The sequence below is a fragment of the Marinobacter guineae genome (assembly GCF_002744735.1).
Taxonomy (GTDB): domain Bacteria; phylum Pseudomonadota; class Gammaproteobacteria; order Pseudomonadales; family Oleiphilaceae; genus Marinobacter; species Marinobacter guineae.
Genome location: NZ_KZ319340.1, coordinates 966,495 through 982,668, shown reverse-complemented (window position 1 = coordinate 982,668; position 16,174 = coordinate 966,495). Strand labels below are relative to the sequence as shown.

At 56.4% G+C, this 16,174-nt stretch carries 19 protein-coding genes; 5 read left to right on the top strand and 14 right to left on the bottom strand.

The features are described from left to right. Positions 1-19 precede the first annotated feature (19 nt). From CLH62_RS12520 to CLH62_RS12510, 3 genes are all read right to left on the bottom strand, one after another. Entirely contained in the window at positions 20-484 is a 465-nt protein-coding gene (locus CLH62_RS12520) for a hypothetical protein (protein WP_099618476.1), read from the bottom strand. A gap of 71 nt (positions 485-555) precedes the next feature. Further along, positions 556-822, bottom strand: coding sequence for a Flp family type IVb pilin (locus CLH62_RS12515; RefSeq protein WP_099618475.1), 267 nt, complete (start codon positions 820-822; stop codon positions 556-558). A gap of 348 nt (positions 823-1,170) precedes the next feature. Further along, positions 1,171-2,649 (bottom strand): OmpA family protein, encoded by a 1,479-nt coding sequence (locus tag CLH62_RS12510; RefSeq protein WP_170005795.1) that lies wholly within the window; start codon positions 2,647-2,649, stop codon positions 1,171-1,173. A gap of 243 nt (positions 2,650-2,892) precedes the next feature. Between CLH62_RS12510 and CLH62_RS12505 the strand changes: the two genes are divergently transcribed. The 3 genes from CLH62_RS12505 (at position 2,893) to CLH62_RS12495 (ending at position 4,218) form a co-directional block, all read left to right on the top strand. Further along, positions 2,893-3,489 carry a hypothetical protein gene (locus CLH62_RS12505; protein WP_099618473.1) on the top strand — a complete coding sequence of 199 codons (597 nt, stop codon included), beginning with the start codon at positions 2,893-2,895 and terminating at the stop codon, positions 3,487-3,489. A gap of 11 nt (positions 3,490-3,500) precedes the next feature. Continuing rightward, positions 3,501-3,761, top strand: coding sequence for an acyl-CoA-binding protein (locus tag CLH62_RS12500; protein ID WP_099618472.1), 261 nt, complete (start codon positions 3,501-3,503; stop codon positions 3,759-3,761). Between the two features lie 136 nt (positions 3,762-3,897). Beyond that, the gene (locus CLH62_RS12495) at positions 3,898-4,218 is read left to right on the top strand and encodes a site-specific integrase (protein WP_099618471.1); all 321 of its coding nucleotides are present in this window, start codon (positions 3,898-3,900) and stop codon (positions 4,216-4,218) included. 8 nt (positions 4,219-4,226) lie between these two features. Here the strand turns inward: CLH62_RS12495 and CLH62_RS12490 are convergent, their stop codons facing one another. After that, positions 4,227-4,619: a hypothetical protein gene (locus CLH62_RS12490; RefSeq protein WP_099618863.1), complete on the bottom strand. Its 393-nt coding sequence runs from the start codon at positions 4,617-4,619 to the stop codon at positions 4,227-4,229. 195 nt (positions 4,620-4,814) lie between these two features. Next, positions 4,815-5,330, bottom strand: coding sequence for a transcription elongation factor GreB (greB, locus tag CLH62_RS12485; RefSeq protein WP_099618470.1), 516 nt, complete (start codon positions 5,328-5,330; stop codon positions 4,815-4,817). Positions 5,331-5,627: 297 nt separating this feature from the next. Here greB and CLH62_RS12480 point away from each other — a divergent pair, with 297 nt between their 5' ends. Beyond that, positions 5,628-5,909, top strand: coding sequence for a hypothetical protein (locus CLH62_RS12480; RefSeq protein ID WP_099618469.1), 282 nt, complete (start codon positions 5,628-5,630; stop codon positions 5,907-5,909). Here CLH62_RS12480 and CLH62_RS12475 read toward each other — a convergent pair. The 8 genes from CLH62_RS12475 to ftsY form a co-directional block, all read right to left on the bottom strand. After that, positions 5,903-7,396, bottom strand: coding sequence for a HAMP domain-containing sensor histidine kinase (locus CLH62_RS12475; RefSeq protein WP_099618468.1), 1,494 nt, complete (start codon positions 7,394-7,396; stop codon positions 5,903-5,905). The genes CLH62_RS12480 and CLH62_RS12475 overlap by 7 nt on opposite strands. Continuing rightward, the gene (locus CLH62_RS12470; protein WP_099618467.1) at positions 7,383-8,063 is read right to left on the bottom strand and encodes a winged helix-turn-helix domain-containing protein; all 681 of its coding nucleotides are present in this window, start codon (positions 8,061-8,063) and stop codon (positions 7,383-7,385) included. Before CLH62_RS12470 ends, CLH62_RS12475 begins: the two co-directional genes overlap by 14 nt. Positions 8,064-8,166: 103 nt before the next feature. Next, entirely contained in the window at positions 8,167-8,946 is a 780-nt protein-coding gene (hyi, locus tag CLH62_RS12465) for a hydroxypyruvate isomerase (protein ID WP_099618466.1), read from the bottom strand. Between the two features lie 7 nt (positions 8,947-8,953). Continuing rightward, positions 8,954-9,865, bottom strand: a complete 912-nt coding sequence (locus CLH62_RS12460) for an NAD(P)-dependent oxidoreductase (RefSeq protein ID WP_099618465.1) — start codon at positions 9,863-9,865, stop codon at positions 8,954-8,956. A gap of 240 nt (positions 9,866-10,105) precedes the next feature. Next, positions 10,106-10,966 carry an RNA polymerase sigma factor RpoH gene (rpoH, locus tag CLH62_RS12455; RefSeq protein WP_099618464.1) on the bottom strand — a complete coding sequence of 287 codons (861 nt, stop codon included), beginning with the start codon at positions 10,964-10,966 and terminating at the stop codon, positions 10,106-10,108. A 195-nt stretch (positions 10,967-11,161) separates the two neighbouring features. Then, positions 11,162-12,166, bottom strand: a complete 1,005-nt coding sequence (ftsX, locus tag CLH62_RS12450; protein ID WP_099618463.1) for a permease-like cell division protein FtsX — start codon at positions 12,164-12,166, stop codon at positions 11,162-11,164. Continuing rightward, positions 12,156-12,845: a cell division ATP-binding protein FtsE gene (gene ftsE / locus CLH62_RS12445; RefSeq protein WP_099618462.1), complete on the bottom strand. Its 690-nt coding sequence runs from the start codon at positions 12,843-12,845 to the stop codon at positions 12,156-12,158. The genes ftsX and ftsE overlap by 11 nt, the downstream gene beginning before the upstream one ends. Positions 12,846-12,874: 29 nt before the next feature. Then, on the bottom strand, positions 12,875-14,050 hold the full coding sequence (gene ftsY, locus CLH62_RS12440) for a signal recognition particle-docking protein FtsY (protein WP_099618461.1): 1,176 nt from the start codon (positions 14,048-14,050) through the stop codon (positions 12,875-12,877). A 160-nt stretch (positions 14,051-14,210) separates the two neighbouring features. Between ftsY and rsmD the strand changes: the two genes are divergently transcribed. Beyond that, positions 14,211-14,861: a 16S rRNA (guanine(966)-N(2))-methyltransferase RsmD gene (gene rsmD, locus CLH62_RS12435; protein WP_099618460.1), complete on the top strand. Its 651-nt coding sequence runs from the start codon at positions 14,211-14,213 to the stop codon at positions 14,859-14,861. A gap of 68 nt (positions 14,862-14,929) precedes the next feature. Here rsmD and CLH62_RS12430 read toward each other — a convergent pair whose 3' ends face one another. Continuing rightward, positions 14,930-16,108 carry a DesA family fatty acid desaturase gene (locus CLH62_RS12430; protein ID WP_099618459.1) on the bottom strand — a complete coding sequence of 393 codons (1,179 nt, stop codon included), beginning with the start codon at positions 16,106-16,108 and terminating at the stop codon, positions 14,930-14,932. Between the last annotated feature and the right edge of the window lie 66 nt (positions 16,109-16,174).

Here is a 16,174-nt window from a genome sequence, read left to right as displayed (position 1 = left end):
CTTACAGGTTAACGTACTACTACTCGCAATTACCTCTACTTGTTGGAAGGTAGCTTATCATTACGTGAGTGCTGCCATTCTCGACAAACATTCGATCTTCATTTTTTTCCACCATAACGCCAAAGTCCGTCAACATATCCCCGTCCTTATATATCTGGCAGCCTTCCGAATTCAAACCAGGAGTATCAACAACTTGCAAATAGCCCATCGGCATCAACTCTGACTTGTAATATGCACAAACCTCCTCAACTGGAAGCTCAGTCCTCACTGCTATTGCACAACTCACATCCCCCCCCCCACTAATAAACTTACCGCTGGGAGGGGGCGGAATAGGAACTTTCGACGAATCCGGCACTTCCATATCCGGGTCAAGCTCTGCCAGAGGCATTCCACCCGCTATAGTGCCCCACTCCGCATAAGGCTCTGCCAATACCAAGCCGGACCAGACAACGCTAAACGCAAAAATGATCTTGGCAACCTTCATAAAAGCCTCCTGTTGGTTCCGGAGAGGGCTGGCCAGGTCGACGCATGGCCAGCCTTGATTTACAAAAAAACCTACTTCTGATTTCCGTCGTAGTAATTTGACAAGTCTTTCTCGGCCGTGGCCGCTTTTTCTGCATTGTCTGCAGAGGTTTTTGCAGCGTCCCTCGCGCCTTTACCAGACTCACCCGAAAGCTCTTTGGCCAAGCCCGCCATTTGCTCCCGGACGGTATCGCCAAAAAGACGGTAAACGCCAATCGCAGCAACAGCGATAAGCGCCACAATAATGATGTATTCGGTCATGCCCTGTCCGCGAATGCGGCGAATTCTTACTGGTTGCATACAAATCTCCCTGAAAAGCCATTAGTCCATTAGGCAGCCAGTCAGTAACAGCAATGTTTCGGATACACAGTTATGGCTTTACGGCTGCCAAAATCCGTGACACACGAAGGGCTACGGGGGAACAGTGTGAAGAGAAAACCGTAAGGTAGGATGCCCTGTTCTATAAGGGCAAAGCTCGACTCACTTCCATGTGTTAGCCTGCTGACATCCTGATCAGCGCTTTCGGAGATTACCTAGGCTCCTGAATGTAGTCAATCCCTTGCCAATCGTTGACGCGAAATCGTGATCCACCTCGCATCTCTCAAATTGACAGTGGCCCGCTTCGTCGGGCCACTGTCACCACATGCATCAAAGCCTACGAACCAACTCCACACGGCGGTTCAAGCGTCGGCCGTCGTCAGACTCGTTACCCGCTACCGGTGCATAAGGGCCAACACCGGCAGGTTCCAGCCGATCACTCTCCATCGCATAGTCAGCTTTCAAAGCTTCCACAACAGACGCTGCCCGACGACTGGAAAGGCTGAGGTTGTGGTCGCTTGTGCCGGTATCATCGGTGTGCCCCACGACATAAAGGTTCAACTCCGGGTGGGATTGGATCAGGTCGGAGATAGCCTTGAGAGCATCGGCGGATTCTGCTTTAACCGAAGCGGAATCGGTATCGAAGTAGATGCCGTACACCAGAGCTTTACCCGATTGCTGGATCTCCTGGTAAAGCTGATCAGCATCCACTTTAATCAGGTCCGTTTCCGTGCCTTTTTCCTCAATGACAGCCTGCTGAATCCACACGTCGCCTTCGAACCCGCCAAAATACATCGCGACAACGACGCGACCCTGTGGAGCATTCCTGCTAGCAACGAAATAGTAGGGGTTTCGGAAGTAGTTCTCGATTCCACCGGTGACCGCCATGCGCTGCCCCAGCTTCCTGGAAGCGTCCTCTCCTCCGCACTCGTCGAGTTCACAGGAATAATCCAGAGAAAACTCCAGATTTTCTATGGCCTGGAGATAGTTCTGGTAAACCTTCAGCGTGGAGACGTTCTCCGCCTGATAGGTGTATTGGGAGATATCCCCGATCAGATCCAGCTTTACCGGGGCAGTTCCTTCGGGACTTACGACACTGAGAGGCAGCGAAATTTTCTCATATTCCACGCTCCTGAACTTGGAAAGGCGAGCACCCGGGTAGCGGGCCATCATCGGGTGATCCTCCTGCTTTTCCTCCGGGGTTCGCTGATCCCCCGAGGGTGCCTGCTCCGGCTTTACGCTCAAATAGTCCTTTGCGACGGATATCAGCGTGTTCTGGCTGGGCACTTCCTCAACAACGACTTGCTGCACCCAGACGTCGCCGTCGTACCCGCCGACAAAAAGTCCGACGTGAATATCGCCCTGCGCGCTCTCAAGTTTCGCCCGCGCAAAGTAGGGTTTTTCATAATAATTCCCGATGTAATAGCGGCCGCCCGCCACGCCTGCAGCCAGATCAAGCAGTCCTGAGTCTTTGCCTCCGCACTCACGCAGCTCACAAACTGATACCAGTTTTGCCCCTGAGGTCTTGAGGGCATTTCTATAGTTCTCGAATACCTTGAACGTGGATACGCCCTCGATCTCATACCTTATTCTCGTGAGATCACCAATCAGGGCATCGGCGTGCAGATTGCCTTCATTGTTCACTGGGCCCGATGGCAGCTCTACTTTTTCATACTCGGTGTAGAGCCACTTACCGATCTCTGCATTGGGATAACGGCTCAGTAGTGGATGGTCGGACTCGTCGGCACTGACCCACGGCGTAATCAGGCATAGCATTAACAGGGCGAGAGTTTTCAAGAACATGAACATGAACATTCCTTATTCAGCGTTACGATTAACTGCCAATCCCGGCAGCAAAGCCGCATATAATGTCACTACTGAACCGGTCCTGCAAAAGAGTCAGTTTCAATGGCCCAGCAGTTTGTTGAGGTAGCGCTTGTTTCAGGGGATACCAGCTTTCTGGGGGTTGAAAAATATTGTAGATTACGATTTCGCTCCGGTTCAGCATGCCGGTCCGACAGGAAAATACCTCAACAGAAAAAGGAACTTTCGATGTACGCTCACGCACGTCGCATTCTCACCCGCTGTAACTATCGCCAGCTTTCACTCGCTATAACGCTATGCCTGTTGGTCGTGCCAACCCATGCCTCCACTCTGAAAAGCTCAACCATTGAATCGTTTATTGCCAGCTTGCAGGACATGCGAGCCATTTTTGACGACTCTGCAGAGAACGAGCTGGCCGAGGAATTCACAGACAATGATGACTGGAACATGGACTTAACCCGCGTATATTCGGATATGGTAGAAGAGTTGGGTAACCATCCCCCCACGCAACGCAAGGTCAGCGCCGTTGCTGAGCGTCACGGCTTCGAGAGCCTTGAACAGTGGGGCCAGATTGGCGATCGCATTTTCACGGCGTACATGGCAATCAATATGGAAGGCCAGCCCGCTATGGATACGGGGGCCATGGAGAACTACATGGCTTCAATTGAGAATCTGCCCGAAGCCGATAAACAGAACATCCGTACGATGATGGAAGGTGCCGTTCAATCCAACGAGGTGGTTCGCAATGCTCCTGTTCGAGACATTGAGGCAGTGCGACCCTACATCGCTGAGATAACGGCGCTTCACGAGATGGAAGCCAGATAAAGGAATCAAAAATGAGTGACCTGAAAACCCGCTTCGATGAAGCTGTTAACTACATCCAGACCGCTGAAGGTGACTTCAAGCCATCCAATGAGGTGAAACTGGAATTCTACGCGCTTTACAAACAGGCAACCGAAGGTGATGTGTCTGGCAAGCGCCCTGGCATGATGGATTTTGTTGGCCGGGCCAAGTTCGATGCCTGGGAAAAGCTCAAGGATATGTCCAGCGAAGACGCCATGCAGCAGTATATCGACAAGCTCGAAGCACTCAAGTAAGCCTCCCTGCACTCCGGATCCCGGTGCGGTACCTGACCGGGATCAATCTCCCGCCCAAAACCTTTGCGACGGTCAAGAGACTGTCATAAGATGCGCGCATTATAACAATATCAATTCATCAGGAAGAGTTACTCATATGGACATCGACGAGGCGCTGGATCAATCCCAGCCGGGCCTTGTGGGCCGGGTCAAGGACGCCATCCGCAAACATCAGCTCAATCAGCGTGCAGAGCAGACATACCTTCACTGGATCACGCGATTCGTGCTGTTCCACGGCCTGAAGGACCCCGAAGCGCTGGCCAATGAAGACCGGCAGCTTTTTCTGCAGTATCTGAACGACCGCATCCGGGTATCCCGGGCAAGATTCAACCAGGCCAGTCAGGCACTGACATTCTTTTACGAGGATGTGCTGGGAAAGGCGTCAATGGACAGCGCCGGCGGCTGTGCGGCTGCCTGAGACCAGGCTCAACGCCCGGTCATATTGATGTTCAGGGCGTCGTAGGTGCGGTTCTCGGGCGGGCGGATCACGTAGTTGTTGCTGTGGGTCTGCCCCGGAATGGACTTGGGATTGCTGAACCGGAATTCCACCGGGATTTCGGAGCGGCCCAGGTCGGTACGGCTGTCGCCGGGCTGAAGTGCCAGAGGGTCCAGATAGAAGTCGTCTTCCGTGCGAGGCCGTACCGGCACGCCCGCTGCCGGAGCCACAAGACCGCCTTCAATCACAGTATTCGCCAATGCGTCTTCCTCAATGGAGCGGAGCGGAATGTTGTGGATGGTCGACCGCTCTTCAAACTGGAAGGCGCTGACCTCACTGTCAGCAGATGACGCTTCTTCGGCCAGGGTGAGAACCGGGCACATCAATATTGCTGCTAAGCCCGCAAGGGCCAGCGAATTACTGGCATTCCCTTCTGTTTTTCCACATTCCGAACGCATACCCATGGTGACAATCCCGGCTGACAGATCCTTGCCTGCAAAAAGCGTGTGCCAATTTTTGATCAGTCTATCGTCAAAGTACACCGATTGCCCGGCCAGTCGACGATTCTGTGACGCTTTTCACTTGTCGCCGGAGGGTTCCTGGTAGCGGATGCCAACCACCAATACCGATTTCCAGCCCTCCGGAGTGCGGACATTCACCTCATCATCCAGGCGTTTGCCGATCAGGGCCCGAGCCAGAGGCGAGTTGATGCTCAGATAGCCTTTGGTCAGATCAAATTCATCGGCACCCACCAGCCGATAGGTCTGCTCGCCACCCTCTTCATCTTCTACGGTAACCCAGGCACCGAAAAATACCTTGTTGCGATCCTCCGGCAACCGGTTCACAACGGTGAGTTCTTCCAGCCGCTTGCCCAGAAAGCGAACCCGGCGGTCGATTTCCCGTAACTGTTTCTTGCCGTAGATGTATTCAGCATTCTCGGAGCGATCGCCAAGGGCAGCGGCCTCCCTCACCGCCTGGGTGACTTCCGGCCGCTTCACCTTCCACAGATACTGCAATTCGTCACGCAGTGCCCGCTCACCGTCCGGGGTGATGTACCGGGGGCGTGGGCCAGCATTATCGGGAACCTTGGTCATTGATTCGCAACGTCCTTAGCCAATGGGAATACAGAATGGGAGATATAAAAAAACCCCGTAAAAACGGGGTAAGGCTAGCGCTGTGCTGGAGGGAGAAGCAAGCAACAATTCGTGCCGGCTTCCAAAGCTACGAAATTCATTATCCACAGAGAGCATTACGCACGCGTGGCCGACGAATTACCTTTTAGTCAGGGAAAGTGCCGACACCCCGCCTCGTAATTAGGTTGCACACTCTAGGGGCAAGGCATAGTTTTGGGAAAATAACTTTCCCAAGTTTCCCGTCACGGAGATACAGACATGAACACTCAAACACTGCTGAATATGGCGCTGAACGGCGTGGACACCCTTGGTTACCGACTGGACCAGTTCGGCATCACCGGCAAGGTGAACCGCCATAACGTTGCGGCCTTCCTGATGGCGGAACAGAAGCATCTGGAAGGAGAGTGGGACAGCATTCAGGTGCGGGTAAATCGCCGACGTTCACAGGTTGAAAAGATCACCCACCAGATCGAGTCCCGCAAGGATGCGTTGGTAGGCCCGGTGCTGTCGAGGATTAGCCGGTTCCGCGCCAGTCAGTGAGTTTCTGCGCCAGTGGTTTCGGTTGCGGTTCGGGTTTCCCCACCCGCTGAATTCGCCGGCTGCTGCTCGGCCTGCGCTGCCCGGACCCGTTTCCGGGCCTCGGTAAAGGCAGGCATCCGGACGGTGACAGTCAGTCCAGGTGGGGTATCACCGGGGCGGGTATCGGTCAGAACAATCCGACCCTGATGGATTTCCGCAACGGCACTCACAAGGCTCAGACCCAGACCATTACCGGGTAATGAGCGGCTCTTGCCAACACGATAGAAGCGCTGGAACACCTGATCTTTCTCGACATCGGGAATGCCGATACCACTGTCCCGAACCTCGAAGATCGCCTCGGCGCCCTCCTTTCGCACGGCAACTCCGATAACGCCGTGTTCCGGTGTGTATTTGATCGCATTATCGATCAGGTTACTGACCATCTGGAACAGCAGGTCCCTGTCACCCTCAATGATCACGCCGCTTTCCAGGGACTGCTCGAAAGACTGGTCTTTATCCTCGGCCAGCGCCTCATAGAGCTCACAGGCGTCGGTAACCAGTGCATCCAGCGATACCGGTTTCATATCAGCGGCATTGCCCCGGGTTTCAAGCCGGGCAATGCGCAGCAGGGCGTTGAAGGTGGCCAGCAACTGATCGGCCTCCGCCACGGCACGGCCGGCCTGCTCCCTCGCTTCATCGTTATCCACCGACATCAGGGTATTTTCAAGCTGATTCCGCAGGCGGGTCAGGGGGGTGCGAAGGTCATGGGCAATGCTGTCGGAAACGTGCCGGATGCCTTCCATCAAATAAACAATGCGGTCCAGCATCTGGTTCAGGTTTTCCGCCAGCTGGTCAAAATCGTCGTCCGTTCCGCGGGTAGGAATTCTCAGGGACAAGTGGCCATTCATGATACGGCGGGAGGTATTGTTGATAACCTCAATCCTCCGGGTCGTGCTCCGGCTCATCAAAAAGCCGCCCATCAAAGCGAGCCCAAGGGTGATGCCCATCCCCCAGTTAATGGCGGTTTCAATCACCCGTTTCAGATTGGTAAGTTCGTCCACATCCCGGCCCACTAGCAAGCGCAGGCCACCCTGGACTTCAAAAATTCGGGCACGGGCCAAGCGCTCAGGGCCTGTCCAGCCGACGGATTTATCCAGGGTAAAATTGATCCAGCCGCTTTCGGACCGGCTGCCTTCAGGCCAGGTCTCGATGTTTCCGGCGAGCTTGAGGAAGTCGTCGGTCGTCAGCAGATAAATGGATTTGGCATTGGGATCGCGGGCAACCCGCTCGCGAATGATGGTGATCAGGCCGTTTACGCCACGGCCCCGATACTGCTCCGCCAGACCGGCGATTTCCGCTTCAATGGTTTCGTCGGTCTGGGCGGTCATGAAGCCCGCTGTACGCCAGTAAATAAAAGCGAGCAGCAGGAACACCGAGGTGGCAAACACCACCATGTACAACAGGGCTAATTGAAAAGACGAAGTCCTTAGCTGACTAAGCAGTTTCACGTAACATGTACCCTGCTCCCCGGATGGTTTGCAGTAAGGGTGTCTCGAATTCCTTGTCGATCTTGGCACGCAGCCGGCTGATGTGCACGTCGATGACGTTGGTCTGGGGATCAAAGTGATAATCCCAGACTTTCTCCAGCAGCATGGTCCGGGTAACCACCTGGCCGGCGTTCCGCATCAGGTATTCAAGCAACCGGAATTCACGGGGCTGAACATCAATATTCTGGCCAGCCCTCTTGACGGTCCTCGCCAGCAGATCCATTTCCAGATCGGCCACCCGTAACACGGTTTCAGTTTCCGCCGCCTGGCGGTTGCGTCGAATCAGGGATTCGATGCGAGCCAGCAGCTCAGTGAAGGAAAACGGCTTGGTCAGGTAATCGTCTCCACCGCCCCGCAGGCCTTCGACCCGGTCGTCCACATCACCCAGGGCGCTCAGAATCAGAACCGGCACCTGGTTTCCGGTCGCCCGGACGGTTTTTATGATAGACAGTCCGTCCATCCCCGGCAGCATACGGTCCACAATCATAATGTCGTAGTCTTCACTGGCCGCCATCATCATGCCTTCCTTGCCATCGGCCGCATGATCCACCACGAAGTCGGATTCCTTCAGCCCTTTGACAAGATAATTTGCTACGTCCTGATCGTCTTCGATTACCAGCGCTTTCACCGGCTCTCCTCCCGATAGCGGATTACATTGACCACAAGGGTACGAAGAACTTGGGAAGCCGGCCAGTTACGATCTTGTAAGAGGGTGTCGCCTATGGCGACGGTCACCCCTGACCCACGAACCAGCCGAGGCTGTCCCCCGTAGCGGCTGAGGGCCGGTACTCGGCACCAACCCAGCCTTCATAACCCATGCGATCGATGGCTGCAAAAACATTCGAAAAGTTAATCTCCCCGGTGCCGGGTTCGTGGCGCCCGGGATTATCCGCAAACTGAATGTGGCCAATCCACGGTAACAGGCACTCCATCGAGCGCACCAGATCCCCTTCCATGATCTGCATATGGTACAGGTCATACTGCAGGCGAACGTTGTCTGCGTCCACCTCCTCAATCAGCGCCAGCACCTTGCCGGAGGTATCCAGAAAGAAATCCGGCATATCCACCCGCGAATTTATGGCTTCCAGGCATAGAGTTATATTCTCCTCTGCCAGCTTATCGGCTGCCCAGGTCACGTTCTCCACCAGCGTCTGCCATGCAATTTCCTCCGACAGGCCAGCCGGCTTAAGCCCTGCCAGGCAGTTCAGCTGCCGGCAACCCAATGCCCTGGCATATTCGATGGCCTGATCCACACCCGCCTGAAACTCCTCCACCCGGTCTGGCAGGCAGGCAATGCCACGCTCTCCGGCATCCCAGTCACCCGGTGGCAGGTTGAACAGCACCTGAGTCAACTGATTGTCGCTCAGCATCTGACTGAGCATGTCTTTCGGGTAGGCATAGGGAAACAGATACTCAACCCCCTCAAACCCGGCAGCCCGGGCCATGGCAAAGCGCTCGGGGAAATCCACTTCGGTGAACAGCATGGACAGGTTGGCAGCAAAACGGGGCATGGCGTCGTTACTCCTTAGGGCCGCGGCCGAGCGAGCCAAGCAAAGCACCGTTCAGGTGCTCCAGCTCCAGCAGCAGGCCGCTGTGGTCAACATCACTGTGACCATTGGCCACCAGCGACAGATATTCATTATGGGTCTGCTGGGCCAGCGGCAGTGTCAAACCCTCCGCGCGGGCCTCATCCAGAATCATCCGCATGTCCTTGAGCTGAATCCGGGCCGGGGCACCGGGTGCAAAATCCCGGTCAATCATCCGCTGACCGTGCAATTCCAGAATCCGGCTACCGGCAAAGCCACCCAGCAAGGCCTCCCGAACCGCCGCCGGATCAGCCCCGCCCTTGGCCGCCAGCAACAGTGCCTCGGACACGGCCCCGATCGTAATTCCGACAATCGCCTGGTTGGCCAACTTGGCCAGTTGGCCAGACCCCACAGGACCAATCCTCGTGCATTTGCCCAGCGCCTCAAACACCGGCCGGGCCCGATCAACGTCCTCCTTCGAACCCCCGACCATGATGCTCAGACGCGCCTCAGCTGCGCCCACAGTACCCCCGGAGACCGGCGCGTCCAAATACCCCGCCCCCTGCTCCGCCACAAGCGAAGCATGACGACGAGCCACGGAGGGCTGGACAGAACTCATATCAATCACCAGCGCCCCCGGCTTCAAGGCATCAATCGCACCCTGGGCCACCATCACCTGTTCCACCACATCGCTGTTCTCGAGCATGGTGATCACCACGTCAGCATCGGCAACCGCCTCTGCCGGAGATTTTGCAATGGTTGCCTCGGAGGAAAACGGTTCACACTTGCTGGTGGTCCGGTTCCACAAGGTCATCGGAAATCCGGCCTTCAAGAGATTGCGGGTCATGGGCGCGCCCATCAGACCGATACCAAGAAAAGCGATATGAGGAAGTTCTTTGGTCATTTATTAGGGCCTTAACACCAGAAGTCAGGGAAGGGATTGGGTGGGTCTTTCCAAAACCGTGCGGAGCCATGGATGGCGGAGCCGAGCATACATGGACGTATTCACAGCGTGTTTTGGAAAGACCCACCCAATCGCTTCTACCCCCAAGGTTTAGTTTCCGATTATACAAACAAAAACGCCACCAACCGGAACCGGTGGTGGCGTTTTTCATCGCGTAGTCTGTAAAGTCCGGCCAATAAATCAGGCGGCCTCAGACATCTGCACGCGAATCTTCTTCATCGCATTCTTCTCAAGCTGGCGAATCCGCTCCGCAGAAACGCCGTACCTGTCGGCCAACTCATGCAGCGTCGACTTGCTTTCCGACAACCAGCGCTCGCGCAGAATATCCTGACTACGCTCATCCAGCTGCTCGAGGGCCTGCATCAAGCGGCCGTTGGAATCCTCTGACCAGTTGGAATTCTCCAGCTGGGTAGCCGGATTACTACGGGTGTCTTCCAGATAATAAGCAGGCGCCTGATAGGCGTTATCCTCATCATCATCCATCGGACCATCGAACGCCGTGTCATGGGAGGCCAACCGGCCTTCCATTTCCCGGACCACCTTGGGCGCGACACCCAGATCTTCCGCAACGGCGTTCAACTCATCATGGCTCAGCCAGGCCAGCTTCTTCTTCTGGCTGCGCAGATTGAAGAACAGCTTGCGCTGGGCCTTGGTGGTAGCCACTTTCACAATCCGCCAATTGCGCAGAATGAACTCGTGAATCTCGGCCTTGATCCAGTGCACGGCAAACGACACCAGCCGAACCCCGTATTCCGGGTTGAAGCGCTTGACCGCTTTCATCAGACCAACGTTACCTTCCTGGATAAGGTCGGCCTGGGCCAGACCGTACCCGGAGTAACTCCGGGCAATGTGGATCACGAAGCGCAGATGTGACATAACCAGATAACGGGCTGCGTCTACGTCGTCCTCGTAATGGAGCCGCTCAGCCAGCTCCCGCTCTTCATCCGCTGTGAGCACCGGAATGCGACTCGCAGCCTGAATGTACGCCTCGAGATTCGCGCCCGGAACCAGTCTGTCAACCAGCTGTAAATTCGTACCCATGCTTTAACCTCCGAACCCGACGGTCCTTGAATATATCAATGACTACTTAGACCGCCAAGAACCTTAAAAGTTCCCGAACTTCCCAGTAAAACGTTATTAATCAACCATCTGGGAAATTCACCGTGGCTCTGCTGACTTTGACACTACGTCAGCGGAAGCTGTTTCCACAATACGGTTTTCCCGCTATCCGGATCATTATCCTCCGGCAATATCGCCCGGTTCCATGTCATCCAGATGACGCTTCACCGCGACCCAGGCGCCAAGCCAGCCTAGCAGCATCGCTACAATAATCAACGCCAGGGCACCATCAAAGTTCAGTCCGTTGAGCGAGAAATCGCTCCGGTACAGGCCTGCCAGCCGCTCTATGGGCCCACTGAGCCACCACAAGGAGAGCTGCAACAATATCAGTGCAACTACCCCTCCACCCAGACCAAACCAGGCGCCGGTGTAGAGAAAGGGCCTGCGAACGAAGCCGTCGGTACCGCCCACCAGTTTGGCGACGAGAATTTCATCCCGCCGGCTCTCGATTGATAGCCGCACAGTATTACCTATCACCAGCACCACCGCAGCCGCAAGCAGGATAGCCAGCGCCCACACAGCCCGGGCCAACAGATCGGTCATGGCATTCAGGCGCTGCAACCAGCCCAGATCCACCTGAACCCGCTCGACGCCTTCCATCCCCTCCATAAACCGGACCAGAGCTTCCACGCCTTCGGCAGAACGGGCGCTTTCCTCCGGCGTCACCAGCAGCGTGTGCGGCAAGGGGTTTTCTTCCAGGTAATCCAGGGCATCTTCAAGCCCGGACGATGCCCTGAACTCTTTCAGCGCCTGATCGCGGTCCACCAGTTCAACACTGGCGACCCGGCCATCTGCTGCCATCTCGCCACGGAGCTCGCGGGCCTGTTCAAGGGGCACGTCCAGGTCAATATAGGCCGTCACCCGCGCACTGCTCTCCCAGCCAGCACTCACACCCTGAAGACTGGTCAGCAACAATAGCAGCGCGACCGGCAGCGCCAGCGCCACCCCCATGACTGTCCAGGTCATCAGGCTGGCAACCGGCGTATGCCATAGGCGCTGGGCGCTGTCCCGGGCCACCTTTCGGTGATGGGTCAGGTAGCTTTCCGCCTGCTCGCGCCATGCCGAGCGAGCCCTGTTGGCTCCACGGGACTGCTCCGGCTTTCGACGGGGGTCAGTGGCCACTCACACCTCCCGTATCCGGCGCGCCAGCGGCTGTAAGGCGACCGTGATCAAGCGTCAGGGTCCGCCGCCCCATTTCGTTGATCAGGGCAATATCGTGGGTGGCAATCAGTACAGTGACACCCACCTGGCTGAACTGACCAAAGAGATTCATGATGTCTGAAGACAGCGCGGGGTCAAGGTTACCAGTGGGCTCATCCGCCAGCAGTACCGGGGGCTTGTTAACCACTGCCCGGGCAATACCCACCCTCTGTTGCTCACCACCGGAGAGCTGCATCGGATTCATTTTTTCCTTGTTCAGCAATCCAACCTTATCCAGGGCGGCACGGACTCGACGCCCGGTGTCCCGTGGGGATGCCCCCATGACTTCCAGGGGCATGGCCACATTGTCAAAAACCGTGCGGTCAAACAGCAGTTGATGGTTCTGGAACACCACGCCGATGTGGCGGCGAATGTAAGGGATCTGGCGGCGGGGCAAACGGTTCAGTACCTGCCCGCCAACGATCACTTCGCCGGCAGTAGGACGCTCCATCACCATAATCAGTTTCAGAAGGGTGCTTTTACCGGCACCGGAATGGCCGGTGAGGAACGCCAGCTCACCGCGCTCCAGGCCAAAATTGACCTGGCGCAGGGCGGTGTGATCACTGTCGTATCGCTTGGTGACCTGACGAAACTCAATCATGAACGGCTACCGCTGCGTTTAACTCCGGGCTATTCGTCAAACAGTGCATCCACAAAGGTTTCAGCGTCGAAACTGCGCAGGTCGTCCACCTGCTCACCGACCCCGATAAAGCGGATGGGCAGCTGCAACTGACGGGCAATGGCGAACACAATACCGCCTTTGGCGGTGCCGTCCAGTTTCGTTAAGGTAATGCCGCTCACACCGACGGCCTGCTGGAACACCTGGGCCTGGCTCAGAGCGTTCTGGCCGGTGCCGGCATCCAGCACCAGCATCACCTCGTGCGGCGCGGTTTCATCCAGCTTTTTCATCACCCGGACAACCTTCTCCAGCTCGCTCATCAGGTTGTCCTTGTTCTGCAACCGCCCGGCGGTATCGGCAATCAGAACGTCCACCCCACGAGACTTGGCGGACTGAATGCCGTCAAAAATTACCGAAGCACTGTCAGCACCGGTATGTTGCGCCACCACCGGCACGTTATTACGCTCCCCCCACACCTGCAGCTGCTCAACGGCGGCCGCTCGGAAAGTATCACCTGCCGCCAGCATCACCGATTTACCCTCGTTCAGGAATTTTTTGGTGAGCTTGCCAATGGTCGTGGTTTTACCCACCCCGTTAACACCCACCATCAGAATCACATAGGGTGTCTTGCCGGCATCCACTTCCAAGGGCTTGGTCACATCTTTCAGCAGACCGTGCAGCTCATCCCTGAGAGCCTTGCGCAGGGCCTCACCGTCCTTGAGCTGATTGCGCTCAAGCTTGTCGGTCAGGGAATCGATAATTTCGGAGGTAGCGGTGACGCCGACATCGGCCATCAAGAGTGTGGTCTCGATTTCCTCCAGCAGATCTTCGTCAATTTTCTTGCTCAGCGAGAAGAGGTCCGACAGGCCGCCGGTCAGGTTCGCCCGGGTTTTGCCCAGGCCCTGCCGAATGCGCTCGAACACACTGACCTGAGGTTCAGGTTCCGGCATTTTCTCCGGTTCGGGAACTGCTTCGGGCTCCGGAACTGGCTCTGGCCTGGCGGGTGTCTCGACGGCAGCTGGCGCTTCGCTCTCGACCGGCTCAGGTGCCGGCCCCTTCGCAACTTCCGGCTTACGTTGCGGAACCGGTTTGGGCCGGGGCGCGCGGCTTCGGTTACCAGCAATATCCAGAACAAATACGAGCACAAGAAGGGCCAGGAGGCCGATTGAAATCCACTCTGCCGTCATAAAGTCATACCATCAGTCTGAATGGGCGGGACAAATAAAGCCGACATTCTAGCAGACTGTCCCGGTGAAGTGAGGCCTGGCCGGATTATCGCGCCAGCGTCGGTTTCCGTTACCATGCCACCAGATATTCCGAATCAGACCCGCCTCTGGAGCTGCAAACATGGCGCGCCGAAACCCCGCAAACCGGAGCCAACCAGGCAAACCACAACGAAGGTCCGGCCCTGCTTCATCCCGGAACGAGGCCGGGACCGGCGAGCTGCGCATCATAGGCGGCGACTGGCGCAGCCGGAAACTGCGCTTTCCGGACGCTGGCGGCGTTCGGCCGACACCGGCCCGAACCCGGGAAACCCTGTTCAACTGGCTCTCCTTTCACCTTGCCGGCAGTGATTGCCTGGATCTGTTTGCCGGCTCCGGCGCCTTGGGTCTGGAGGCACTTTCCCGGGGCGCTGCCACGGTCACACTGGTGGACCACACTCCGGCATTGGCCACGGCATTAAGGGACAACCTCAGGCTGTTGAAATCCAACGGCGGTGAAGTGGTCTGTGCAGGCGTTGAAAACTACCTGAAACAGCGGAGCCGGCCACCGTTCGACATTGTGTTCATGGATCCGCCGTTCCGACAGGGCTGGCTTGAAAGACTGTTCCCGCTCCTTGACCAGCAGGAATGGATCATGCCAGGGGGTTGGGTGTACGTGGAACACGAAAGTGAAATCCCGACCCCGGTCGTACCAGCCACCTGGCAGTTACATCGCCAGAAAAGCGCTGGTCAGGTGACCTATTCCCTGTTTCGGGTAATGACCGGGGCGGAATGAAAAAGGGGTCAGATGAAAGCTTTCATCTGACCCCCAGTTCACAGGTCTTGTCGAACTCGTGAGCCTGATCAGCCCGCGGGCCGCAGGGAGTAGGCCCGTAGGTGCTCGGCAAACTCTTCCAGATAACGGATACCACTGGCTTCCGCTTCCCGGCACCACTCCATCAGGGCGTTAAGCTTATCCTGGGGCTTGAGCCCCCGCTGGCGCCAGAGTGCCTGTAACTCATGACTCTTCTCGTAGATCTGGCGCAGCACGGCGTTACGTTCCAGCACCGTCTCCAGGGTTTCTTTTTCCTTGGGCTGAATCAGTGTGACTTCACGAGACAGCAAATGCTTGAGCTTCCGGTACCTGGGACGGATTTCATCGTCCATAAGCGCCTTCTGCTGGCGCAGCACGGGCTCCATCACCCGCTTGCGGTACTGACGCATGATATCAAACCGGTTATTGGCAATGGCCTGAACGGTTTCCACGTCAACATCGATCTTACCGGGCACATGATGGGCAATCGGGCGGAACCCTTTCGGCTTCGCCAGCCCGAACAACTGGAATAGCCGGATATAGCCCCAGCCTATGTCCACTTCGAACCAGCGCCGGGACAGCTTGGAGGAGTTCGGATAGGTGTGATGGTTGTTATGCAGCTCTTCGCCACCGATCAGCAGCCCGAGGGGTGAGATGTTCCGGGCGTTATCGGCACATTCATAGTTGCGATAACCCATCCAGTGGCCGATACCATTCACCACGCCAGCCGCCCATACCGGGATCCACATCATCTGCACCGCCCAGATCCAGATGCCATGAACACCGAACAGCGCCAGATTGATGACCGCCATCAGTGTGATACCCAGCATCCGATACCGGCTGTAAACCTTACGCTCGACCCAGTCTTCCGGGGTGCGCTGGCCATATCGCTCAAGGGTCTCCGCCGTTGCCGACTCGGCATAAAGTTCGGCACCCTCGAACAGGACCTTGCGGATACCCAACACCACCGGGCTGTGAGGATCTTCCTCGGTTTCGCATTTGGCGTGGTGTTTGCGGTGAATGGCTGTCCATTCCTTCGTGTTCTGGGCGGTGGTCAGCCACAGCCAGAACCGGAAAAAGTGTTTCAGGGCCGGATGCAGATCCAGCGAGTTGTGCGCCGAATGGCGATGCAGGTAGAGCGTTACACTGACAATCGTGATGTGGGTCATTCCAAGCGTAACCAGAACGAGTTGCATCACCGACAGGTCAAGAAGACCATTAAACCACATAGTAAATCCTCAAAATCATCATCTATGGCGCAAGGCCAACTTCTTCACTTTAGCGTACAGCTGTAA